Below are 23021 nucleotides of genomic sequence, written 5' to 3'. Positions count from 1 at the left end.
GGGATGAGTGAGCAGCGTTGGGTGTGGGGTACGGGTCTGGCGACGACGAGCGGCGACGGGACGGTCCTCGACACCTGGTTCCCCGCTCCGACGGTGGGACGAGCCCCTGCAGATCCCGACACGACGGCGCTCGACGCCTTCGCCGTCGCCGATGAGCGACGCAACGTGTCCGTGCAGGTGGTGACGGTCGAGATCGATTTGGATGCCGCTCCCACCGGCACCTCCGACGCCTACCTCCGCCTGCACGCGCTGTCGCATCTGCTGGTCGCCCCGAACGAGGTGAACCTCGACGGCATCTTCGGGCACCTTCCGATCGTGGCGTGGTCGACGGCCGGACCGATCCTTCCCTCCGACGCCGAGCGGCTCCGCCCGGCGCTCGTGCGCGCCGGCATCCAGGTGCACAGCCTCGACAAGTTCCCGCGTCTGGTCGACTACGTGACGCCGGCCGGTGTGCGCATCGCCGACGCCTCGCGGGTGCGCCTCGGCGCCCACCTCGCCCCCGGCACGACCGTCATGCACGAAGGATTCGTGAACTTCAACGCCGGCACCCTCGGGTCTTCGATGGTCGAGGGCCGCATCTCACAGGGTGTCGTCGTTGGCGACGGCAGCGACATCGGCGGCGGCGCCTCCATCATGGGCACGCTCTCGGGCGGCGGCAGCCACCGTGTCGCGATCGGCGCCCGCACGCTGCTGGGCGCCAACGCCGGTATCGGCATCTCGCTCGGTGACGACTGCATCGTCGAGGCGGGCCTGTACGTCACGGCGGGGTCGAAGATCGTCCTCGCCGACGAGCCAGTGCGCGCCGACGGTTCGCGCCCGGTCGTGAAGGGTGGCGAGCTGTCGGGGCAGTCCGGCATCCTGTTCCGCCGCAATTCGCTCACCGGCGCCATCGAGGCCGTCCGCCGTCAGGGCGTGGGCGTCACGCTCAACGAAGCGCTCCACGCCTGAGCGGGACCGTCGCCGTCAAACCAGGCCGCTGAGCACCCACGTCCACACGCACTGGAACGCGAGCATGCCGAGGCTGTAGCCGATCGCGGCTCGGAGGATCTCGGACTCTCGGCCCGAGAGGCCGACGGCGCCCGCGGCGATCGCGATCGACTGCGGCGAGATCACCTTGGCGGTCGTGCCGCCCGCCGTGTTCGCAGCGACCAGGGTCGCCGGCGCGACGCCCAGCTCGCCCGCCGTCACGACCTGCAGCGGGGCGAACAGGGTGTTGTTGTTGACCACTGATCCGGTGAGGAAGACCCCGATCCACCCGATGATCGACGCGATCAGCGGGAACACCGGACCGACGGCGGCGATCGCCGTCCCCATCGTGGCGGAGCCGCCGGAGTAGTTGGCGATGTTCGCGAGCACAAGGATGATCGCGATGAGTGCGACCGCCTGCCACAGCTCCCCCACCGTCGCCACCATCTCGCGCCACGCCATGCGCCACGTGATCGTCGCAGTCGTGAGCGCCGTGATCACCGCCGCGACGAGGATCGCGGTGCCGGTTGCGTTCAGCGGGGTGAACGCCCACGTCGCTGTGACCGTCTCCCCCGCCGCCGACGCGATCGCGCCGGTGAGCCCCGGAACCGGTACCGCTGCCACAGCCCACCCGAGCGCTCCCCCAGCCGCGAACAGTGTCTTGAAGGCGGGCAGGCTCCACACGAGGATGACGGCGGTCAGCACGTAGAACGGGCTCCACGCCGTCACGACCTCGCGGAACGTGTGCCTCGCAACCGAAGGCTCCGGCGCGCCGGGCTCGCGGAAGATCCGCTTCGGACGCCAGACCCGGCCGAGCGCGAAGACGGCGACCATCGCGCCAAGGCCTGCGCTCAGGTCTGCAAGCTCCGGGCCCAGGAACCACAGGACACCCGCCTGCAGCCCGCTGAAGACCACGGTCACGGTCAGCGTCGCAGGCCACGTCTCGCGAAGCCCGCGCCACCCGTCGAGGATCAGCACGAGCACGAACGGGATCAGCAGCGTGAGCGGCTGCAGAATGACGACGAGGGCGCGGGACAGTTCCTGCACGTCCATGCCGCTCACCTGCGCACCGACGATGACCGGGATGCCGATGGCGCCGTACGCGCCGGCACCCGCGTTGGCCACGAGCGAGAGCATCGCCGCCTTCACGGGGCGGAAGCCGAGCTGCACGAGCAGCGCCGCGCAGATCGCGATCGGCACGCCGAATCCGGCCGCGCCTTCGAGGAACGCGCCGAAACCGAAGCTGATGAGCAGCACCTGGATGCGCTGGTCGGGCGAGACGCCGGCGATCGATGATCGGATCACATCGAAACGGCCACTGGCGACAGCGAGTTTGTACAGCCAAACCGCCATGACGATGATGTACGCGATCGGCCAGAGGGCCGTCAGCAGCCCGAGCAAGCCGGCACCGGTGATTGCAGAGGCAGGCATGCCGAACCCCGCGGCTGCGACCACGACCTGCACCACGAGAGCGATGACTCCCGCCCAGAGTCCGCGCATGCGCAGCGCCACCAGGCACAGCAGGAACACGAGAATGGGGGCCGCGGCCAGCAGGGCCGACAGCCACGCGTTCCCGAGCGGATCAGTCTGCGCAACCCACATCGTCTCCCCCGCACTCGACGCACGGCGGCGCCGTCATGCACAGGCTATCGACGCCTGCGTGCGGAGGATCAGGTCTCGGACCGTGAGAAATCCGGGCGGTCAGGCGCCCGGGTACTGGCGTTCGGCGGCACCCGTGTAGAGCTGCTGGGGCCGGCCGATCTTGGTCTGCGGGTCGTTCTGCATCTCGCGCCAGTGGGCGAGCCAGCCAGGCAGGCGGCCGATCGCGAACAGCACCGTGAACATGCGCGTCGGAAAGCCCATCGCCTTGTAGATGACGCCGGTGTAGAAGTCGACGTTCGGGTAGAGGCGACGCTCCCTGAAGTAGTCGTCGTTGAGCGCGATCTCTTCGAGCTGCTTGGCGAGGTCGAGCAGCGGGTCGCTGACGCCCAGCGCCTCGAGCACCTCGTCCGCCGATTCCTTGACGAGCTTGGCCCGCGGATCGTAGTTCTTGTAGACGCGGTGCCCGAAGCCCATGAGCTTCACGCCGTCTTCCTTGTTCTTGACCCGCTCGACAAACCGCTCGACGCTCTCGCCGGAGTCGCGGATGCGCGCGAGCATGTCGAGGACAGCCTCGTTGGCGCCGCCGTGCAGCGGCCCGTAGAGCGCGTTGATGCCGGCCGAAATCGACGAGAACTGGTTGGCACCGGTCGAGCCGACCAGTCGCACCGTCGACGTCGAGGCGTTCTGCTCGTGATCCTCATGCAGGATCAGCAGTCGCTCGAGCGCGCGGGACATGACCGGGTCGACCTCGTAGGGCTCGGCGAGGACGCCGAAGTTCAGCTTGAGGAAGTTGTCGACGAAGCTGAGCGAGTTGTCGGGGTACAGGAAGGCCTGACCGATGCTCTTCTTGTGCGCATACGCGGCGATCACCGGCAGCTTCGCGAGCAGGCGGATCGTGTTCAGCTCGACATGCTCGGGGTCGTTGGGGTCTGACTGGTGCTCGTAGTACGTCGACAGCGCGGCCGTCGCCGCAGACAGCATCGACATGGGGTGCGCAGTCGACGGCAGCGCCGAGAAGAAGCGCTTGAGGTCTTCGTGCAGCAGGGTGTGACGGCGGATGCGCTCGTCGAACGCGGCCAACTCGTCGGCAGTGGGCAGTTCGCCGTAGAGCAGCAGCCACGCGATCTCGAGGTAGGTCGAGTTCTTCGCGAGCTGTTCGATCGGGTACCCGCGGTAGCGCAGGATGCCCTGGTCGCCGTCGATGTAGGTGATCGCCGACTTGGTCGCCGCCGTATTCACGAAGCCGTAGTCAAGCGCAGTGTGGCCCGTCTGCCGGGTGAAGGTCGAGAAGTCGACGCTCGGGACGCCGCCCGTACCGGGAACGATCGGCAACTCGGCGCGCTTGTCGCCGATTGCGACGGTAGCCATCTGGGGGGTGCCCGTGTCGCTCACGAAGCCTCCTTGCGGTCGTCCGTATTGGTGCGATTACAGCCTATCGGGCCGATCGTCCTATGCAGATCCACGCCAAAGGATCGCAGGATCCTTAGGAGGATGCCGACAGCCTGCGGGCCGCCTCGGCTATCCGCTCATCCGTCGCCGTGAGCGAGAACCGCACGTGCTGCGGGTGGTGCTCACCGTAGAAGTGGCCGGGACCGGCGAGGATGCCGAGGTCGGCGAGCACATCGAGGCTCTGCCACGCGTCTTCGCCGCGCGTCGCCCACAGGTAGAGGCCGCCTTCGCTGTGGTCGATGCGGAACCCCGCGGCCTCGACAGCGGGACGAAGGATGTCGCGGCGCGTCCGGTAGCGCTCCTTCTGCTGTTCGACGTGCGCGTCATCGCCGAGCGCGACCGCCATTGCCGCCTGGACAGGCGCCGGCAGCATGAGGCCGAGGTGCTTTCGGGCGGTCAGCAGCTTGGCGACGATCGCCGCATCGCCCGCGAGGAACGCGGCGCGGTAACCGGCGAGGTTGGACTGCTTGCTCAGCGAGTAGACGGCCAGCACACCCGTGAGGTCGGTTCCGACGACGCGCGGATCCAACATGCTCGGCACGGGTTCGTGCGCCCAGGGGCCGTCCCAGCCGAGCTCGGCGTAGCACTCGTCCGAGGCGATCACGGCGCCGAGTTCGCGGGCCCGTGCGACGGCGGCACGCAGCTCATCGACCGACAGGACGCGGCCGTCGGGATTGCCGGGCGAATTGATCCAGACCAGCCGCGTCCCGTCCGGCCACGACGAGGGATCGTCGGCCGCGACCGGTTGCGCCCCGACCAGCCGCGCACCGACCTCGTACGTCGGGTAGGCGGCTCGCGGGTGGACAACCGTGTCGCCCGGGCCGAGCCCGAGCAGCAGGGGCAGCAGCGCGACGAGCTCTTTCGAACCGATCGTCGGGAGGACGTTGGCCGGTTGCAGTCCGTGGACGCCGCGGCGCCGGGCGAACCAGTCGACGATGGCGCTTCGCAGCGCCGAGGTTCCGACGGTCTGCGGATAGGCGTGCGCGTCGGTCGCAGCCTTCAACGCTTCGGCGACGATCGTCGGCGTCGCGTCGACGGGCGACCCGATCGACAGGTCGACGATGCCGTCCGGGTGACGGCGCGCGCGCTCCGCGTAAGGCGCGACGGCATCCCAGGGGTAGTCGGCGAGGTCGCGGACGCCCATCTACTCGCCCTGGGGCGGGAGGGCGGCGATGATCGGGTGGTCCTTCTTGATGACGCCGACCTTCGCGGCACCGCCGGGCGAGCCGATGTCGTCGAAGAAGTCGACGTTGGCGGTGTAGTAGTCCTGCCACTCGTCGGGCAGGTCGTCTTCGTAGTAGATCGCCTCGACGGGGCACACCGGCTCGCACGCACCGCAGTCGACGCACTCGTCGGGGTGGATGTAGAGCGAACGCTCACCCTCGTAGATGCAATCGACGGGACACTCGTCGATGCACGCACGGTCCTTCACATCGACACACGGCAGGGCGATCACATACGTCACCCGGCCAGTCTAGTTCGTGCGCTCCGGTGCGGGTGTCGCCCGCGACGGCCATGCGGCGATGATGCCGACCATGAGCGGAACGGCGATCGTCCAGATGACGCCGGTCGACAGTTCACCCGACTCGGGCGCCGGCACGACGACCGAACCGCCCGGCCCTCGGCCGGAGAAGACGAGCGTTGCGAGCATCGCCCCGGCACCGGTCGCGACTGCGGCCCAGCGATCTTCCGTGAGGAGCCGCACTGCCAGCAGGAGCGCCCCCGTGCCGATGATCGCGACGAGCAGGCCGACGGGAACTGGGCCCACGAACGACGACTGCCCGATCGTGCCCGCCACGCCGAACACCGCGCCGATCACGGCCGCGACGACCCAGGACACGACCTTCGCCCACGAACCCTTCACGCCTGCCATCGTACGCGGCGCGCCGTGCGGTCGCCCGTCACGCCGCCCAGCCCCAAAGGCGCAACAGTGCGGCGACGGCGGCTGCCGCGACGACCACGACGAGGAAGGGTGCTCGCAGCAACAACAGCCCCGCCGCAACCAACAGAGCCGGCATCCGGGCATCGACGACCACGGCCTGCCCGACGCCGAGCGTCTGGACGGCGACGAGGGCCGCCAACAGCGCCACCGTGAGCAGATCGGTGATGCGCGCAGGGGTCGGCTGCTCGAACCAGGCCGGTGGGATCAGGTAGCCGACGCCCTTCAGCCCCACGCAGATGATCGACGCCAGCAGCACGGCGTTCCACAGGGTCACGGCAGTCCTTCCCGCTCCGGGACGTCGTCCGGTTCCGGGGCCGGTGCCTCGCGGCGTCCCAGCCAGTTCGTCCAGCCGACGACGACGGCGACCAGCGCGGCGACCAGCACCGGCATCCCCGGCATCAGCAGCGGGGTGGTGACCGTGGCGACCACAGCGGCGGCGATCCCGACCGCGATCGCCTGCCGTTCGCGCAGCCGTGGCCACAGCAACGCGAGGAACGCGGCCGCTGCGGCGGCATCCAGTCCATACGCCCGCACGTCGCCGAGCACGTCGCCCAGCAGCGCGCCGACGAGGGTGAACAGGTTCCAGCCCAGGTAGATGCCGAGCCCGGTCGCCCAGAAGCCCACCAGTCGGGCCCGCGGCGTCGTCTGGGCGAGCGAGACCGCGGTCGATTCGTCGATGGTGAACTGCGCGGCGGCGGTACGACGCAGCGCGCCCGGGCCGATCACGGGCGACATCCGCAGCCCGTAGGCGACGTTGCGCACGCCCAGCAGCGCAGACGAGGCGATCGCGGCGGGGGCCGCCGCCAGTCCCCCGCCGGCGATCACGCCGACGAAGGCGAACTGCGAGCCGCCCGTGAACATGAGCAGGCTCAGCACGCAGGTCTGCCACACGTCGAGCCCTGCCGCGACGGCCAGCGCGCCGAACGACACCCCGTACGCGCTCGTCGCCAATGCGACGCCGATCGCGTCACGCCACGCGCGACGCGTCTCCCCCGGCTGATCTGACGAACGCATGATCAACATGATGAACGAGGTGACGTCGTTCGTCAAACCTGCCGGGTGTTTGTCATAATGAACAGATGGATGCTCTCGGACCCCGGATCGCCACCGCGCTGCGACGCGAACGCGAGCGAGCGGGGCTGAGCGTGTCCGAGCTCGCCCGGCGCTCGAACGTCTCGAAGGCGACCGTGTCGCAACTCGAGAGCGGCAGCGGCAACCCGAGCGTCGAGACGCTGTGGGCGATCGCCACCGCACTCGACGTGCCGTTCTCGGTGTTCGTGGAGGACCGCCTGGACGCGCCGCAGCTCATCCGAGCCTCCGACGGCTCCGCGGTCCGGGCTGCGGACGCACCGTACGAGGCACTGCTGCTGGCCGCCGGTGCACCGAACGCCCGAAGCGACCTGTACGTGCTGCGCGCCGAACCCGGCTCCCCCAGGCGCTCGGCACCCCACAGCCACGGCACGACCGAACACGTCGTGATCATCACCGGCAGCGCGAACGTCGGCCCCGCCGACGAGCCGTTCACACTGCACGTCGGCGACTACCTGCGCTATGCGGGCGACGCGGGTCATGTCTTCGAGGCGCTCGAGCCGGGCACCTCGGCGGTGCTGCTGTCCGAGGTCCGCTGACGGGTTAGCCTGCTGGCATGCACCGCATCTTCGGCATGCCCTTTGCATCGATCTACCCCCTCTACATCCAGAAGGTCGAGAAGAAGGGCCGTACGCAAGCCGAGCTCGATGAAGTCCTCACGTGGCTCACGGGATTCGACGCTGACGCGCTGCGCGGACACCTCGACGCCAAGACGACCCTGGCCGACTTCTTCGCCGCCGCGACGCTCAACCCGCGCGCCGACCAGATCACGGGCGTGATCTGCGGCATCCGCGTCGAGCAGATCGAAGACCCGCTCATGCAGAAGATCCGCTTCATGGACAAGCTCGTCGACGAACTGGCACGCGGCAAGGCGATGGAGAAAATTCTGCGCTGACACACCCCGCCGAACCCTCAGAGAATGCGCGAACCCCCACACTTTGCACGAGCAAACCGTCAGGGTTCGCGGAAAGTGTGAGGGTTCGCGGTGGATGCCGGCGCGGGTCAGGCGTTGGCATCCTGACGCTTCAGGCGCGACGCGGCGCGGCCGCGCTCGGTCGCGTCGAGGATCACCTTGCGGATGCGCACCTTCTCGGGCGTCACCTCGACACACTCGTCCTCACGGGCGAACTCGAGGCTCTCCTCCAGCGACAGCTGTCGCGGCGGGGTCAGACGCTCGAGCTCGTCGGCGGTCGACGAACGCATGTTGGTGAGCTTCTTCTCCTTGGTGATGTTGACGTCCATGTCGTCGGCGCGGGTGTTCTCGCCGACGACCATGCCCTCGTACACCTCTTCGGTGGGCTGTACGAAGAAGCTCATGCGCTCCTGCAGCGCCATCATCGCGAAGGGCGTCACGACACCGGAGCGGTCGGCGACGATCGAGCCGTTCTGGCGGGCGACGATCTGCCCGGCCCAGTCGTCGTAGCCGTGCGAGATCGCGTTGGCGATGCCGGTGCCGCGAGTGACCGAGAGGAACTCGGTGCGGAAGCCGATGAGACCGCGCGAGGGCACGACGAACTCCATGCGCACCCAGCCGGTGCCGTGGTTGACCATCGTCTCCATGCGGCCCTTGCGGGCGGCGAGCAGCTGCGTGATCGAGCCGAGGTACTCCTCGGGCGCGTCGATCGTGAGGTGCTCGAAGGGCTCCTGGACCTGGCCGTTCTCGCCCTTGCGGGTGACCACCTGGGGCTTGCCGACCGTGAGCTCGAAGCCCTCACGGCGCATGTTCTCGACGAGGATCGCGAGGGCCAGCTCACCACGGCCCTGCACCTCCCACGCGTCGGGACGGCCGATGTCGACGACGTTGAGGGACACGTTGCCGATGAGCTCGCGGTCGAGGCGGTCCTTCACCATGCGTGCGGTGACCTTGTGACCCTTGACCTTGCCGACCAGTGGTGAGGTGTTCGTGCCGATCGTCATCGAGATGGCGGGGTCGTCGACCGTGATGGCCGGCAGCGGGCGCACGTCTTCGGGATCGGCGATCGTCTCACCGATCGTGATCTCTTCGATGCCGGCGATCGCGACGATGTCGCCGGGGCCGGCGGACTCCGCCGGGTACCGCTCGAGGGCGCGGGTCTTCAGCAGCTCGGTGATGCGGGCATTGGTGTGCGAGCCGTCGTGGCGCACCCAGGCGACAGTCTGCCCCTTCTTCAGCGTGCCGTTGAAGACGCGCAGCAGCGCGAGACGGCCGAGGAACGGCGACGAGTCGAGGTTCGTGACCCACGCCTGCAGCGGCGCGTCGTCGTCGTATGCCGGAGCGGGAACGTGCTCGAGGATCGCGGCGAACAGCGGCTCGAGGTCGTCGTTGTCGGGCAGTTCACCGTTGGCGGGGCGCGTGCGAGAGGCGGCACCTGCGCGACCGGAGGCGTAGACGACCGGAACGTCGAGCAACGCATCGACATCGAGGTCGGGCACGTCGTCCTGCAGGTCGGAGGCCAGACCCAGCAGCAGGTCGTGGGCCTCCTCCTCGACCTCGGCGATGCGCGCGTCAGGCCGGTCGGTCTTGTTCACGAGCAAGATGACGGGGAGCTTCGCTTCGAGCGCCTTGCGCAGCACGAAGCGTGTCTGCGGCAGCGGGCCCTCCGACGCGTCGACGAGCAGCACGACGCCGTCGACCATCGACAGGCCGCGCTCGACCTCGCCGCCGAAGTCGGCGTGACCGGGGGTGTCGATCACGTTGATCGTGATCGGCTCGTCGGTGTGCGCGCCGTTGTAGGTGATCGCCGTGTTCTTGGCGAGGATCGTGATGCCCTTCTCACGCTCGAGGTCGTTCGAGTCCATCGCGCGCTCTTCGACGTGCGCGTGCTCGCCGAACGAGCCGGTCTGGCGGAGCATGGCGTCGACGAGGGTCGTCTTGCCGTGGTCGACGTGCGCGACGATCGCCACGTTGCGGAGGTCGGGACGGAGGGCGCGCGCCATGAGGATTCCTTGTGAGAAATGAGAAGGGGATGCACCCGGAGCCGGGTGCATCCCATTCTACAAGCCGAAGCCGCTTCGGCAGGTCAGGCTACTGTTGGCTGGCCAGAAGGGCCGCTCGAGCCTCGCGGCGCTCACGCTGCTCGGCCGGGTCGGGCACCGGCACCGCCGCGATGAGTCGCTGCGTGTACGGATCCTTCGGGCTGCGCAGGATCTGCTCCTTCGTGCCCTGCTCGACGATCTTGCCGTGCTGCATGACCGCGATCCGGTCGGCGAGCATGTCGACGACGGCGAGGTCGTGCGTCACGAACAGGGTCGCGAACTGCTTCTCCTTCTGGATCTGCTGCAGCAACTCCAGCACGCGCGCCTGCACCGACACATCCAGCGCGCTCGTCGGCTCGTCGGCGACGAGCACCTCGGGGTCGAGGGCGAGCGCGCGGGCGATGCCGATGCGCTGCCGCTGACCGCCCGACAACTCGTGCGGGTAGCGGTTGCGGAAGTCGCGCGGCAGCTCGACCATGTCGAGCAGCTCCTCGACGCGCTTGCCGATGGTGCCCTTCTCCCAGTCCGACAGTTCGAGCGGCTCACCGATGGACACGCCGACAGGCCAGCGCGGGTTCAGCGAGGAACCCGGGTCCTGGAAGACGATGCCGAGCTTGCGTCGAACGGCGCGAAGCTGCTTGGCATCCACCCCGACCATCTCTTGACCGGCGACCCGCATCGTGCCTTCGGCGATCGGCACGAGGCCGACCACAGCACGGGCGATCGTCGTCTTGCCCGACCCGGACTCGCCGACCAGACCCATGACTTCACCGGGCTGGATCGACAGATTCGCACCCTCGACGGCGCGGAACGCCGCGACGCGTCCGCGCTTGGGGTACTCGATCGAGACGTTCTCGAGACGAAGCGCAGCCGTGGCGTCGTCGCTGATCCGGTCTTCCTCGGGTGTCGCCTCGCCGAGGCCGAGGTGCGGCACGGATGCCATGAGCGCCCGCGTGTAGGGGTGCTTCGCCTCGCCGAAGATCTGCGCGACGGGTCCGTGCTCCACCACGTCGCCGTCCTTCATCACCATGACGTCGTCGGCCATGTCGGCGACGACGCCCATGTCGTGGGTGATGAGGATGATGGCCGAGTCCAGCTTGGTGTGGAGGTTGCGGAGCAGATCGAGGATCTCGGCCTGCACCGTCACATCCAGCGCCGTCGTCGGCTCATCGGCGATGAGGACCCGCGGGTCGAGCGCGATCGACTGCGCGATCATGGCGCGCTGCCGCTGCCCGCCCGAGAGCTGGTGCGGGTAGGAGTTGAACGCCTTCTCGGGGTCGGGCATCTCCACGAGGCCGAGCAACTCGATCGAGCGGGCCTTCGCCTGCTTGCGCGTCATGCCGGGGCGGTGGGTGAGAAGCGTCTCCGAGATCTGGAACCCGATCGTGAACACCGGGTTCAGCGCCGTCATCGGCTCCTGGAAGATCGCCGAGATCCCCTCACCGCGCACCTTCCGCAGCATCTCCGGCGGTGCGCCCACGAGCTCACGCCCGGCGAGCTTCGCGCTGCCGGTGACACGGGCGTTCTTGGGGAGCAGGCCCATGATCGCCATCGAGCTCGTGCTCTTGCCCGAACCCGACTCGCCGACGATCGCGAGCACCTTGCCGGGCATGAGGTCGTACGAGATGCGCTTCGCGGCAGCCGCCCATTTCTCGCCGACCCAGAACTCGACACTCAGGTCCGAGACCGACAGTGCCGGGCCGTCATAGGCCTCTCCGGGAACGTAGGTGCGCTTCTTGTTCGGCGTCCGATCCGTCGCGCTCATCGCGATCCCTCCCGTGTCAGGATGGGCAGATGCCCGATCCGGTCGTCTTCCGCCCGCGCGGCGGCGTGGTTCTCGCCGCCGTCGCCATGTCCGTCTGCGCTGTCGCCCTCATCTGGCTCGCCGTCACCGACGGACCCGTGGCGGTGCTGCAGTGGGGTTGGCCGATCATCGCGTTCGGCTGGTTGGCGTGGCTGCTCTACATCCGCCCGACCGTCACGATCTCTGAGGGCTTCATCGAGATCCGCAACCCGTTGCGCACGCATCGGGTGCCGTGGGGCGACATCACCGATGTCGAGTCGCGCTACGCCCTCACGGTGCGCACCGTCGACGGTCGCATCCTGCGCGCCTGGGCGGCACCTGCGCCCGGCGCCCGCCAGGCGCTGCGTACGCGGCGCGAAGACGTGCACCGCGCGCCCGGAGACGGCGACACGCGCCGGCCGTCGGATGCCGAGGGCACCCTCTCCGGTGACGCGGCGACCCTTGTGCACCGCGGTCTCGAGCGTCACCGTCGCTCCGGCGCTCCGGGCCTGCCAGGTGGCACCGTGACCAGCTGGGCGGTCCTGCCCGCGGGCACCACCGTGCTGTTGGTGGGAGCGGCGATCGCGTCGCTGTTCGTGCTGTCCGTTCACGCCTGATCGTCCTTCCCGCGGCGCGCCGCCGGGGGCGCATCGGAGGCGACCCCGCGCGGGTCGTCAGCGCTGGTCTCCGACACGAGCACCGAACCGGGCTGCACCGACGGCACAGCCGCAACCGCCTTGGCGGCCTTGCGCTTGCTCACCTTCGACTGCTGGCGCGGGTCGAACGCGTCGCGCAAGCCGTCGCCGATGAAGTTGATGCAGAGGGCCAGGATGATGATGAAGAAGCCCGGCCACCAGAACAGCCATGGCCGCGTGCGGAACGCTTCGCGGTACTCCGAGATGATCTGACCGAGTGACACGTCGGGGTAGGTGATCCCGAAGCCGATGAAGGACAGAGCCGCCTCGATGAGGACCGCGGCGCTCATCAGCAGCGTCGTGTTGACGATGATGACGCCGACCGCGTTGGGCAGGATGTGGCGGAAGATGATCCGGCTGTTGGAGGCGCCGGCGACGCGAGCGGCATCCACGAATTCTCGTTCACGCAGCGCGAGGAACTCACCGCGCACCAGTCGCGCGAGGCCCGTCCAGCTCAGGATCCCGAGGAACAGGCCGAACACCCAGGCGGGCGATCCGCCGAGCAGCTTGCCGATGATCGAGCCGATGACGATGATCGGGATGATGATCACGACGTCGGTCATGCGCATGAGCACCGAATCGACCCAGCCGCGGAAGAACCCGGAGAGCGCGCCGACCACAACGCCGAGGACGAGCGAGACGGCGCCGACCAGGAACATGACCGTGATCGACTGCTGCGCACCGCGCATCACCTGCGCGAACACGTCCTTGCCCAGCGTGTCCTGCCCGAACGGGTGCTCACCGATCGCGAACGGGACGAGACTCATCGTCGGCTGGCCGCCATTGACGATTGGATACGCGGTGTACCAGTCCTTGTCCCACCATCCGGGGATCCGCCAGCCCGACAGGCGCAGGGTGCCCTCGGAGGTGGCGCTGAGCGCGCCGCTGCCGATGACGGTGCCGACGGAACTGAAGGCGAACACGATCGTCAGGAAGAGGACCATCAGGGCGATCATGGCGCCGCGGTGACGGAAGAAGCGGCGGCGGACGAGCTGCCCCTGGCTGAGACCGGCGATGGCCTTCTGCTCGAGCGACTGTTCCGACCCGCGGTCTTCGGGGGCGTCGGTGGAAAGTGGTGTGGTCGACATGTCAGCTCACCCGAATCCGGGGGTCGAGGGCGGAATACAAGAGGTCGGCGATCAGGTTGAAGATGACCGCGAGGACGCCGGTGACGACGAAGAAGCCCATCACCAGGTTCACATCTCCTCGCTCGAGCCCGGTCACGAACAGTGATCCCATCCCGCGCCAGGCGAAGATGGTCTCGGTGATGACGGCGCCGCCGATCAGCGCCCCGATGTCGAAGGCGATGATCGTCGCGATCGGGATGAGGGCGTTGCGCATGGCGTGGCGGACGATGACCGTTCGTTCGCTCAGGCCCTTGGCGCGTGCGGTGCGCACGTAATCCTGGTTCATCACCTCGAGCAGACTCGAGCGGGCGTAGCGGGTGTATGCCGCGATCGAGACCAGCGAGAGCGCGATGGTCGGCAGGATCAGGTGGGTGAACCCGTCCATGATCTGGAACCACATGTCGCCACGCAGGTTCGGCGTCTCCGAGCCGATTGTCGCGATCGCGCCGGATTGCGGGATACGGCGAAGATAGTCGGGGTAGACGAGCATCGTGCGGTCGATGACCATGACGAAGAAGGTGATGAAACTCACGATCGCGGCGGTCCGCGCCGCCTCCTTCTTGCCCTCGCCGCCGATCAGCAGGCCGACGCCGACGCCGAGCAGGATCGAGACCACGTACATTCCCAGCAGCATCCAGCCCTGCGGCACGAACGTGAACAGGTACTGCATCGGCTGGTAGAGCGCTGCCCACACGGCGACGGTGATCAGCGCCGCGTACAGGGTGCGCCGGTTGGCAAGGCCCGTCGAGATCGCGGTGACGCCGACAGCGGCCGCAAGCCCGGTGATGATCACGCCGATGATGCCGACCGTGGGGCGTGAGAACCAATCGGTGACCTGCAGGAACGCGAGGAGGAGCACGACGGCGGCAAACGCCGAGCCGAACGTGATGAGGCGCTTGCGCACGTCGCCCCCGAGCACGCTCATGAAGATGACGCCTGCGATCAAGCCGGAGACGATCATCGCTGGGATCGATATGTACGGATCAGCGAGAAACTGGTTGAACTGGATCGCGCCGTACTCCTTGAGCAGCACGGCGATCCAGAAGATCGGGAGCGAGTAGACGATGAAGGTCAGGAAGGTGACCGTGTAGTCGAATCCGCTGTACTGGCGCAAGGCGGTCAGGATGCCGATGGTGATACCGACGATGATCGCGATGATGGTCGCGGCGGTGACGAGCTGGATCGTCGAGCTGGCGGCATTGGCGACAGCGGCAGTGACGGGTTGGTCGCTTCGGCTGAAGGCGATGCCGAGATCGCACTGGAAGATGAGGCATTTCGATGCGCCACCGAGCCAGGTGAAGTAACGCACGACCGGCGGCAGATTGAGGCTCAGCTGTTCGATGCGCTGATCGATCCGCTCCTGCCGGTCCGACGACGTGCTGCCGCGCAAGTCGGCCAACGGGTCCGATCCGATGGCGGTCAGGTTGTACACGATGAACGAGGCGACCAACAGAACCAGGAGGATCGCGCCGAGTCGTCGAAGGATGAAGGTCAGCAAGAGCTACCTCCCGGGGGTGTCGCTGAGGTCATGGCCGTTCCGATCGGGAAGTCCGGTGAGTGAATAGTACGGGTCGGGGCCCGCTCGTGGTCAGCCCCGACATGACTGTGGGTGCCGAAGGGTCTCCTCGGCACCCACAGTCCTGCATGTCGCGGTGTCGGCCGGGCGGGACACGCCCGCCCGGCCGACATCAGCGCGGCTTATTCGCCGTCAGCCGGCGTCCACTCCCAGAAGTTCCAGAAGTAGTCGGGGCTCAGCGGCATGGCCTTGACCTCCGTCACGCGGTTGCTCGAGACGAGCAGGCCCGGGTGCTGGAAGATCGGGATCGACACTGCGTCGGCCCAGATGCCCGTCTCAGCGGTGGTCAGGAGCTCGGTCTGTTCGTCCGCGTCCGACGTGACGTTCAGCGTCTTCAGCGCGTCCGAGACCTCCTGGTTGCAGTAGCCGTTGTAGTTACCGCCCTTGGCCATCGGCTCGTCGTAGCAGGCGTAGATCTGGTCCGAGCCACCGACAGCGAGCGAGGTCTGCGACCACGCGAAGATCGTCGCGTCGTGCGGGTTGATCGGCTCCTGCGACGGGTCGGTGAAGACCCAGTTCGGCTCGCTCTCGTCGACCAGCGTGAAGCCGGCCTTCGCCGCCGAAGAGGCGATCAGCTCGAACTCCTGGCCACGACGGACGTTGCCCTCGGGGTACCAGAAGCCGACCTCGACCTCGCCGGTGACGCCTGCCTCAGCGAGCAGCGCCTTGGCGCCCTCGATGTCGACCGCAGCGTAGTCAGCCGAGCCGTTCGCCTCCGAAAGGATCGGGTAGCGCTCGCCGTCGGCCTCGCTGACCAGGTGCGTGTTGCGCACGGTGGCCTCGGGGTTCAGCGGCTTGATGATCTTCTCGACGATCTCGTCACGCGGAATGGTCTTCAGGAACGCCTGGCGAACCTTGAGGGCCTTCTCCTCGTCGCCGCCGTACGTGGCGGGGTCGAACGGACCACCGTTGTTGACGGTCAGGTCGACGTGCTCGTGCGAAGCCTGGACACCGGTCTGCACCTCGGCGGTGTCGATGTCGTTGGCCAGCTGGAGGATGTCGGCCGTCGGCTGACCCGTCCAGATGTCAAGCTCCCCCGACTGCAGCGCCTGCAGCGCCGTGGTCGAGTCCGCGATCGCGCGAACCGTGATCCGCTCGTACTTCGGCGACGGACCCCACGTGAACAGCGGGTTCGCCTCGATGGTCGTGTACTGGTCCTCGACGGTGTCGACGAGGTTGTACTGACCGGCGGTGAGGAACGCGGCCGGGCTGTCGGGCATCGACGTGTAGACGTAGTCGTCGTTCCACGCGGTCGCCAACGCGGTGAGCACCTCGGTGTCGCCGTCCTGGATGGCAGAGATGACCGCTGCCTTGGCATCCTCTGCGAAGGCCTTCGCGGCATCCTGGTACGCCGTGAAGTTCTCGTCGCTGTCTTCGCCCTGGTAGGTGTCCCACGCGGCCTGCACGTCGGAGTACTCCTCCGGGTAGGCCAGCGCGTAGGTGCCGTGCGCCGAAACGCCGAGGGGGCCGATGAGCTCCCAGTCGACGTAGGGCTCGTCGTAGACGAACGTGATCTCCTTCTCGCCGATCTCGGGGGTCTCGGTGACCAGGTTCCAGCCGGACGTGGACGCGGGAGCCCAGCCGCCTTCGACGTTGCCCGACATGGCAGCCCAGTGCATGAGCATGTCGGCCTCGTCGATCGGCACGCCGTCGGACCAGACGGCTTCGGCGGTGATCGCGTAGTCGACGGTCAGCGGGTCGTCGCTGCTCTTCTCCAGCGTGCCGAACTCCTCGTTGTGGACGAGTTCGGGGGTGTTGTTGTAGTAGACCCACGACGACGCCATGTCGGTCATGTACTTGATGTTCGAGTTGGCGGTGTTGTTACCGGCCGAGCTGCTCGAGTTGAACGCCATGAAGCCTTCGTTGTAGGCAACGAAGAGCTCGGTGCCTTCCTGAACCTCCGACTGGTACGGGTTGCCGCAGCCCGAGAGCGCAAGCGCTCCCACGGCCACAACAGCCACGCCCGCCGAAAGACGCGCGATCTTCACATTTCCTCCTGTGCAAGGGTTGTGCGCCCAGCCTGAAGCAACCCTGGGCGCGGATAACCCACACCATAAGCAGACCGCACACTCCTGGCAAACGCGCCGCGCGAAACCGTTACAGATCCTTTACTGAAATCAACATGCCTGTGACATTCTGACAACGTGACGGATACAGAGCCCGAGTTTTCGCGCAGTTCCCCGCGCACGCAACGCGCGCTTCGCACACGGTTGTGGTGGGAGATCGCGCTCGTCCTCGCACTCTCCGTCGGCCGGTCCGCGCTCTACTCGGTCCTCTCGCTGATCCAGGCGCTCACCCGCGAGGAATCCCTCGGGTCGCAGTCGACCTCACTGAACCCCGGCGCCGATGCGGAGCAGTTCTGGGATGTGCTGTCCCAGTTCCTCTCGCAATTCTTCGCGCTCGTTCCGGTGGCCCTGGCCATCTACTTCCTGTGGGAGCCGACTCGCTCGGCGTTCGCACGCATCGGTCTCGACTTCGGTCGGATCGGCCGAGATGCCGCGACCGGTGTGCTGCTGGTGGCGGTCATCGGCATCCCCGGCCTCGCCCTGTATGCCGGCGGCAGGGCACTCGGCATCACGGTGCAGGTGGATGCCTCACCACTCGATTCGTCGTGGTGGACGATTCCGCTCCTCCTGCTTGCAGCGCTGCGCGCGGGGCTCACCGAGGAGGTCATCTTCATCGGATACCTCTTCGACCGGCTGCGCCGCCTGGGGTGGAGCACCTGGACGATCATCCTGTCGACCGCGGCACTGCGCGGCGCGTACCACGCATACCAAGGCTTCGGCGCGATCGTGGGCAACATCGCGATGGGTGTCGTCTTCGGCTGGGTGTACCACCGCTGGGGCCGTGTCATGCCACTCGTCATCGCCCACGCCCTGATCGACGTCATCGCCTTCGTCGGCTACCCCCTCGCCGCCGCGTGGTGGCCGGCGCTCTTCGGCCTCCCCGCCTGACTTTCGCGCTCCGGCCGCCCGTCCCCGGCCCGCGAGAGTACATCTGGCCGCCGAGAGCGTGGGGTTCACCCGTTATCTCGGCGCGCGGTTGTTCGCTCGCTGGACGCGTCGGGCTCACTCCGATCGCCTTCTGCACAAGGGCCGCGCCACGTGGGTTGTCCCCAGACACGCAGGTTCCGGGGGTGCGATGGCGTCGTGAGCGAGCACAGTGACGGGATGCCCGTTCTGCCGCTGCGCACGCGCCCTGCACCGACGACCCTGTGGGGCGCTGCCGACGTCCCGCGTCTGACGTCCGAAAGGACGGGGGCTACCCATCCTCTCGGCGCGCCGATGTACTCTCGCGGATCTGAGGCTGGATCAGGCGAAGGCCTCGACGGGCGGGCAGGCGCAGACGAGGTTGCGGTCGCCGTAGGCGTTGTCGATACGGCGGACGGGGGGCCAGTACTTCGTGCGGACGATGCCGGGGATGGGGTACACGGCCTGCTCGCGGGTGTAGGGATGCTGCCAGTCCGTCGCGACGGCGGATGCGGCGGTGTGCGGGGCGTGCACGAGCGGGTTGTCGTCGGCGGGCCACTCCCCTGCGGCCACCGCCAACGCCTCGCGCTTGATCGCGGCCATCGCGTCGACGAAGCGGTCGAGCTCGCCGAGATCCTCCGACTCGGTGGGCTCGACCATCAGCGTGCCGGCGACGGGGAACGACATCGTCGGGGCATGGAAGCCGTAGTCGATGAGGCGCTTGGCGACGTCGTCGACGGTGATGCCGGTCTGCTCGCGCAGCGGCCGCAGGTCGAGGATGCACTCGTGCGCGACGAGCCCGCCCTCCCCCGCGTACAGCACGGGGAAGTCACCTGCCAGACGCGCCGCGACGTAGTTCGCGGCGAGCACCGCGGCGCCGGTCGCGTCGCGCAAGCCCTCGGCGCCCATCATCCGCACGTACGCCCACGAGATCGGCAGGATGGATGCCGACCCGTACGGCGCCGCCGAGATCGGACCGCCGTCGAAGACGAACCCGCCCGCGTGCTCGGCGCGCTGCGCCAGCGGATGCGACGGCAGGAACGGCGCGAGGTGTGCCTTGGCCGCCACCGGGCCCACACCAGGCCCGCCGCCGCCGTGCGGGATCGCGAACGTCTTGTGCAGGTTCAGGTGCGACACGTCGCCGCCGAGGTCGCCGAAGCGGGCGAATCCCAGTAGCGCGTTGAGGTTCGCGCCGTCGACATACACCTGGCCGCCGGCGTCGTGCACCGCGGCGGTGATGTCGACGACATCGTGCTCGTACACGCCGTGCGTCGACGGGTAGGTGATCATCAGCGCCGCGAGCGTCTCGGCATTCGCCGCGATCTTCGCGCGCAGGTCGTCGAGGTCGACGTTGCCGGCCTCGTCGCACGCGACGACGACGACCTTCATACCGGCCAGCACGGCGGATGCCGCGTTCGTGCCGTGCGCGGACGACGGGATGAGGCACACGTCGCGCGTCAGGTCGCCGCGGGAGTGGTGGTAGCCGCGGATCGCGAGCAGTCCGGCGAGCTCGCCCTGCGAACCGGCGTTCGGCTGCAGCGACACGGCGTCGTACCCGGTGACCTCAGCGAGCCACGACTCGAGCTGCTCGATCATGACGAGGTACCCGGCGACGTCGTCTGCGGGCGCGAACGGGTGCACGCGGGCGAACTCGGGCCACGAGACGGCGGCCATCTCGGTCGCCGCGTTGAGCTTCATGGTGCACGAGCCGAGCGGGATCATGCCGCGGTCGAGGGCGTAGTCGCGATCGGCGAGCTGCTTCAGGTAGCGCATCATCGCCGTCTCGGACCGGTGCGTGTTGAACACCGGATGCGTGAGGTACTCGTCCTCGCGCGCGAGCGCAGCGGGCACGCCAGTCGCCTCGGGCAGGATGCCGAACACCCGGTGCTCCGGTCCCCCGAACACCTGCGCGAGCACATGCAGATCGGCGATCGTCGTGGTCTCGTCGACCGAGATGCCGACCGAGTCGGAGTCGCGGAACCAGACCTGGAAGCCCCGGTCGCGCGCCGCGTAGACGACCTGGTCGGCACGCCCCGGTGTCGCCACGACGAGCGTGTCGAAGAACGCGCCGTGGAGCACGTCGGCGCCGGCATCCACGATCCAGTCGCGCAGCAGCGTCGCCTTGCCGGCGACCTCGGCGGCGATCGACCGCAGCCCGTCGGGTCCGTGGTAGATGGCGTACATCGACGCCATGACGGCCAGCAGCACCTGCGCGGTGCAGATGTTCGACGTCGCCTTCTCACGGCGGATGTGCTGCTCGCGCGTCTGCAGCGACAACCGGTACGCGGGGTGCCCCTCGGCATCCTGCGACACACCGACCAGGCGGCCCGGCAGCTGGCGCTCGAGTCCTGCGCGGACGGCCATGTAGCCGGCGTGCGGGCCGCCGAAGCCCATCGGCACGCCGAAGCGCTGCGTCGTGCCGACCGCGACATCGGCGCCGAGCGATCCGGGCGAGCGCAGCAGGGTCAGCGCGAGCAGGTCGGCGGCGACCACGACCAGTCCGCCGGCCTCGTGCACGGCCGCGATCGCGTCGGTCGGGTCCCAGACCCGGCCGGTCGCGCCGGGGTACTGGATGAACGCGCCGAACGCCTCGAGGACCTCGGCGCGTCTGGTCTCGCCTGCGGCTCGCTCAACGACCGAGGCGAAGTCGGTCTCGACGATGCGGATGCCGAGGGCTGCGGCACGGTGCTCGAGCAGCGCGCGAGTCTGCGGCATCGCGTCGGCGTCGACGAGGAAGACGTCGGAGCGCGACTTCGAGGCGCGGCGTGCGACCAGCATCCCCTCGACGACGGCGGTGGACTCGTCGAGCATCGACGCGTTCGCGGTCTGCAGTCCGGTGAGGTCGGTGACCATCGTCTGGAAGTTGATGAGCGCTTCGAGGCGCCCTTGCGAGATCTCGGGCTGGTAGGGCGTGTACGCGGTGTACCAGGACGGGTTCTCGAGCACGTTTCGCGCGATGACCGACGGGGTGATCGTGTCGTAGTAGCCGAGGCCGATCATGGCGCGCGCGGGCCGGTTCATCGAGGCGAGCGCGCGCAGCTCTGCGAGCGCCTCCGCCTCCGACGCCGCGGGCGGGATGACACTGTCTTCGACCGGCGCGACGTGGATGGATGCCGGCACGGCACGCTCCACGAGCGCCGCAACCGACGGATGCCCGAGCACGTCGAGCATGTGCCGCTGGGCGGCGTCGTCAGTGCCGATGTGGCGTGCGGTGAACGGAACGCTCACGCCTCGCCGCCGGTGAGCTCGACGTAGGCGGCGCGGTCCATGAGTGCCTCGACGTCGGCCGGGTCGACCCGCACCTTGATGAGCCACGCGGCGAAGGCGTCCTGGTTCACGAGCGACGGGTCGGCGTCGACGGCGTCGTTGATCTCGACGACCTCGCCGGTCAGCGGTGCATAGAGCTCGCCGACCGACTTGGTCGACTCGATCTCGCCGCACACGCCGTTCGCGGTGATCGAGGTGCCGGCGGCGGGCAGTTCGACGAACACGACGTCGCCGAGCTTGTCGGCGGCATAGTCGGTGATGCCGACGGTCGCGATATCGCCGTCGAGGGCGACCCACTCGTGCTCCGCGGTGTACTTGAGGCTGGTCAGGTCGGTCATGCGTTCCTCCGGTAGAAGGGCAGGGCGGTCACGGTGGCGGGGATGCGGGTTCCCCGCACGTCGATGAAGAGATCGGTGCCGACCGCGGCGGATGCCGGGGCGACGAAGGCCATCGCGATGGGATGGCCGAGGGTGGGGCTGAGGGCGCCGGAGGTGACCTCGCCGATCGTGGTGCCCTCGGCATCCAGCACGGCGTAACCGGCACGGCCGGCGCGACGCCCCTCGGCGACGAGACCGACGAGTACGGGAGCCTCGGCATCCGCTGTGGCGAGCGCGTCCTTGCCGACGAACGACTCTTTGTCGGCGGCGACGACGCGGCCCATGCCCGCCTGGGCGGGGCGGATGTCGACCGACAGTTCGTGGCCGTGCAGCGGCATCCCGGCTTCCAGGCGCAGCGTGTCACGGGCGGCGAGGCCCGCGGGGACGAGCCCGTGTGGCTCCCCCGCAGCGAGCACGGCATCCCACAGGGCACTGGCCTGCGCATTGGGCACCAGCAGCTCGAACCCGTCTTCGCCGGTGTACCCGGTGCGCAGGATCATGAGCTCGACGCCGTCGAAGGATGCCGCCGACCACGCGTAGTACCCGAGATCTGCGAGTGCGGGCTCGACGGCCGAGATGCCTGCGGTCGCCTCGAGCACTGCGCGGGCGCTCGGGCCCTGCACCGCCAGCAGCGACAACTCGTCGGTGCGATCGACGACGGTGACGTCGGTGAACGCTGCGGCGCGCTCGGCGAGCGCCGTCGCGACGAGGTCGCGGTTTCCGGCGTTGGAGATGAGCAGGAAGTGCTCGTCGGCGAGGCGATACACGATGACGTCGTCGAGCACACCGCCGGTCTCGGTCAGCAGCAGCGAGTACTTCGCTCTGCCGACCTTCATCGAAGAGAGCCTCCCGGCGAGTGCGACGTCGAGGAACGTTGCAGCACTCGGCCCGGTGACGTCGAACTCGGCCATGTGTGAGATGTCGAACAGGCCGGCAGCGGTGCGCACGGCGTGGTGCTCGGCGAGGTCGGAGGTGTAGCGCACCGGCATCGACCAGCCGCCGAAGTCCGTGAACGAGGCGCCCAGGGCTGTGTGCCGATCGTGGAGCGGGGTACTGCGGGTCATGAGTTCTCCCGAATGGATGCGGGCGGATGCCGGGAACGGCATCCGAGAACTCCCCCTCTGTCATTGGCCTGAGAGTTTCGCCACCAGCCTCGGAAGGCGGGGCTTTCACCGTCGGCACGACCACCGATGCAGGAGCACCCCGGGTCGTTTTCCAGAGCGG

Annotated in this window: 20 protein-coding genes and 1 riboswitch; of the genes, 5 read left to right on the top strand and 15 right to left on the bottom strand. The window is 68.4% G+C overall.

What is annotated here, in order from left to right; all coding sequences use genetic code 11:
• Positions 1–3 precede the first annotated feature (3 nt).
• Positions 4–948 carry a 2,3,4,5-tetrahydropyridine-2,6-dicarboxylate N-succinyltransferase gene (dapD, locus tag ACSF8R_RS02765; RefSeq protein WP_434810304.1) on the top strand — a complete coding sequence of 315 codons (945 nt, stop codon included), beginning with the start codon at positions 4–6 and terminating at the stop codon, positions 946–948.
• Between the two features lie 15 nt (positions 949–963).
• On the opposite strand, the gene ACSF8R_RS02760 is transcribed toward dapD, so the two are convergent.
• From ACSF8R_RS02760 to ACSF8R_RS02730, 7 genes are all read right to left on the bottom strand, one after another.
• Positions 964–2568 carry an L-lactate permease gene (locus ACSF8R_RS02760; protein WP_434810303.1) on the bottom strand — a complete coding sequence of 535 codons (1605 nt, stop codon included), beginning with the start codon at positions 2566–2568 and terminating at the stop codon, positions 964–966.
• Between the two features lie 99 nt (positions 2569–2667).
• On the bottom strand, positions 2668–3936 hold the full coding sequence (locus ACSF8R_RS02755) for a citrate synthase (protein ID WP_434810389.1): 1269 nt from the start codon (positions 3934–3936) through the stop codon (positions 2668–2670).
• Positions 3937–4051: 115 nt separating this feature from the next.
• Entirely contained in the window at positions 4052–5161 is a 1110-nt protein-coding gene (dapC, locus tag ACSF8R_RS02750) for a succinyldiaminopimelate transaminase (protein WP_434810302.1), read from the bottom strand.
• Positions 5162–5482: a ferredoxin gene (gene fdxA / locus ACSF8R_RS02745; RefSeq protein WP_434810301.1), complete on the bottom strand. Its 321-nt coding sequence runs from the start codon at positions 5480–5482 to the stop codon at positions 5162–5164.
• A gap of 9 nt (positions 5483–5491) precedes the next feature.
• Positions 5492–5881 (bottom strand): DUF6113 family protein, encoded by a 390-nt coding sequence (locus ACSF8R_RS02740; RefSeq protein ID WP_434810300.1) that lies wholly within the window; start codon positions 5879–5881, stop codon positions 5492–5494.
• Positions 5882–5918: 37 nt separating this feature from the next.
• The gene (locus ACSF8R_RS02735; protein ID WP_434810298.1) at positions 5919–6233 is read right to left on the bottom strand and encodes an AzlD domain-containing protein; all 315 of its coding nucleotides are present in this window, start codon (positions 6231–6233) and stop codon (positions 5919–5921) included.
• The gene (locus ACSF8R_RS02730) at positions 6230–6973 is read right to left on the bottom strand and encodes an AzlC family ABC transporter permease (protein ID WP_434810297.1); all 744 of its coding nucleotides are present in this window, start codon (positions 6971–6973) and stop codon (positions 6230–6232) included. Before ACSF8R_RS02730 ends, ACSF8R_RS02735 begins: the two co-directional genes overlap by 4 nt.
• A 65-nt stretch (positions 6974–7038) precedes the next feature.
• On the opposite strand from ACSF8R_RS02730, the gene ACSF8R_RS02725 reads away from it, so the two are divergent.
• Together ACSF8R_RS02725 and ACSF8R_RS02720 are read left to right on the top strand one after the other, a co-directional pair.
• Positions 7039–7587, top strand: coding sequence for a helix-turn-helix domain-containing protein (locus ACSF8R_RS02725; protein WP_434810296.1), 549 nt, complete (start codon positions 7039–7041; stop codon positions 7585–7587).
• Between the two features lie 17 nt (positions 7588–7604).
• A complete protein-coding gene (locus ACSF8R_RS02720; protein ID WP_434810294.1) occupies positions 7605–7943 on the top strand; it encodes a DUF2200 domain-containing protein in 339 nt (112 codons plus the stop codon).
• Between the two features lie 107 nt (positions 7944–8050).
• Here the strand turns inward: ACSF8R_RS02720 and typA are convergent, their stop codons facing one another.
• Both typA and ACSF8R_RS02710 read right to left on the bottom strand, forming a co-directional pair.
• Positions 8051–9964, bottom strand: a complete 1914-nt coding sequence (gene typA / locus ACSF8R_RS02715; protein ID WP_434810293.1) for a translational GTPase TypA — start codon at positions 9962–9964, stop codon at positions 8051–8053.
• 88 nt (positions 9965–10052) lie between these two features.
• The gene (locus ACSF8R_RS02710; RefSeq protein WP_434810292.1) at positions 10053–11768 is read right to left on the bottom strand and encodes an ABC transporter ATP-binding protein; all 1716 of its coding nucleotides are present in this window, start codon (positions 11766–11768) and stop codon (positions 10053–10055) included.
• A 29-nt stretch (positions 11769–11797) separates the two neighbouring features.
• Between ACSF8R_RS02710 and ACSF8R_RS02705 the strand changes: the two genes are divergently transcribed.
• Positions 11798–12403: a PH domain-containing protein gene (locus tag ACSF8R_RS02705; RefSeq protein ID WP_434810291.1), complete on the top strand. Its 606-nt coding sequence runs from the start codon at positions 11798–11800 to the stop codon at positions 12401–12403.
• Here the strand turns inward: ACSF8R_RS02705 and ACSF8R_RS02700 are convergent.
• From ACSF8R_RS02700 to ACSF8R_RS02690, 3 genes are all read right to left on the bottom strand, one after another.
• The gene (locus tag ACSF8R_RS02700; RefSeq protein WP_434810290.1) at positions 12394–13569 is read right to left on the bottom strand and encodes an ABC transporter permease; all 1176 of its coding nucleotides are present in this window, start codon (positions 13567–13569) and stop codon (positions 12394–12396) included. The two genes, ACSF8R_RS02705 and ACSF8R_RS02700, sit on opposite strands and share 10 nt — an antisense overlap.
• A gap of 1 nt (position 13570) precedes the next feature.
• Complete coding sequence (locus ACSF8R_RS02695) at positions 13571–15106, bottom strand: ABC transporter permease (protein ID WP_434810289.1); 1536 nt, start codon at positions 15104–15106, stop codon at positions 13571–13573.
• Positions 15107–15306: 200 nt separating this feature from the next.
• Positions 15307–17172: an ABC transporter family substrate-binding protein gene (locus tag ACSF8R_RS02690; protein WP_434810288.1), complete on the bottom strand. Its 1866-nt coding sequence runs from the start codon at positions 17170–17172 to the stop codon at positions 15307–15309.
• A 156-nt stretch (positions 17173–17328) separates the two neighbouring features.
• Here ACSF8R_RS02690 and ACSF8R_RS02685 point away from each other — a divergent pair, with 156 nt between their 5' ends.
• Positions 17329–18138: a CPBP family intramembrane glutamic endopeptidase gene (locus ACSF8R_RS02685; protein ID WP_434810286.1), complete on the top strand. Its 810-nt coding sequence runs from the start codon at positions 17329–17331 to the stop codon at positions 18136–18138.
• Between the two features lie 357 nt (positions 18139–18495).
• Here the strand turns inward: ACSF8R_RS02685 and gcvP are convergent, their stop codons facing one another.
• Genes gcvP through gcvT form a run of 3 tightly spaced genes read right to left on the bottom strand, consistent with a single transcriptional unit; the run spans position 18496 to position 22861 of the window.
• Positions 18496–21324 carry an aminomethyl-transferring glycine dehydrogenase gene (gcvP, locus tag ACSF8R_RS02680; protein WP_434810388.1) on the bottom strand — a complete coding sequence of 943 codons (2829 nt, stop codon included), beginning with the start codon at positions 21322–21324 and terminating at the stop codon, positions 18496–18498.
• A 53-nt stretch (positions 21325–21377) separates the two neighbouring features.
• Positions 21378–21758 (bottom strand): glycine cleavage system protein GcvH, encoded by a 381-nt coding sequence (gene gcvH / locus ACSF8R_RS02675; RefSeq protein WP_434810285.1) that lies wholly within the window; start codon positions 21756–21758, stop codon positions 21378–21380.
• Complete coding sequence (gene gcvT / locus ACSF8R_RS02670) at positions 21755–22861, bottom strand: glycine cleavage system aminomethyltransferase GcvT (protein WP_434810284.1); 1107 nt, start codon at positions 22859–22861, stop codon at positions 21755–21757. Before gcvT ends, gcvH begins: the two co-directional genes overlap by 4 nt.
• A 50-nt stretch (positions 22862–22911) precedes the next feature.
• Positions 22912–23021: riboswitch (glycine riboswitch) on the bottom strand.

The organism is Microbacterium sp. bgisy189, from assembly GCF_965345345.1.
In the GTDB taxonomy this organism is placed as follows: domain Bacteria; phylum Actinomycetota; class Actinomycetes; order Actinomycetales; family Microbacteriaceae; genus Microbacterium.
Note: the sequence above shows the minus strand (reverse complement) of the source record. Positions and strands in the feature narration are given on the sequence as shown.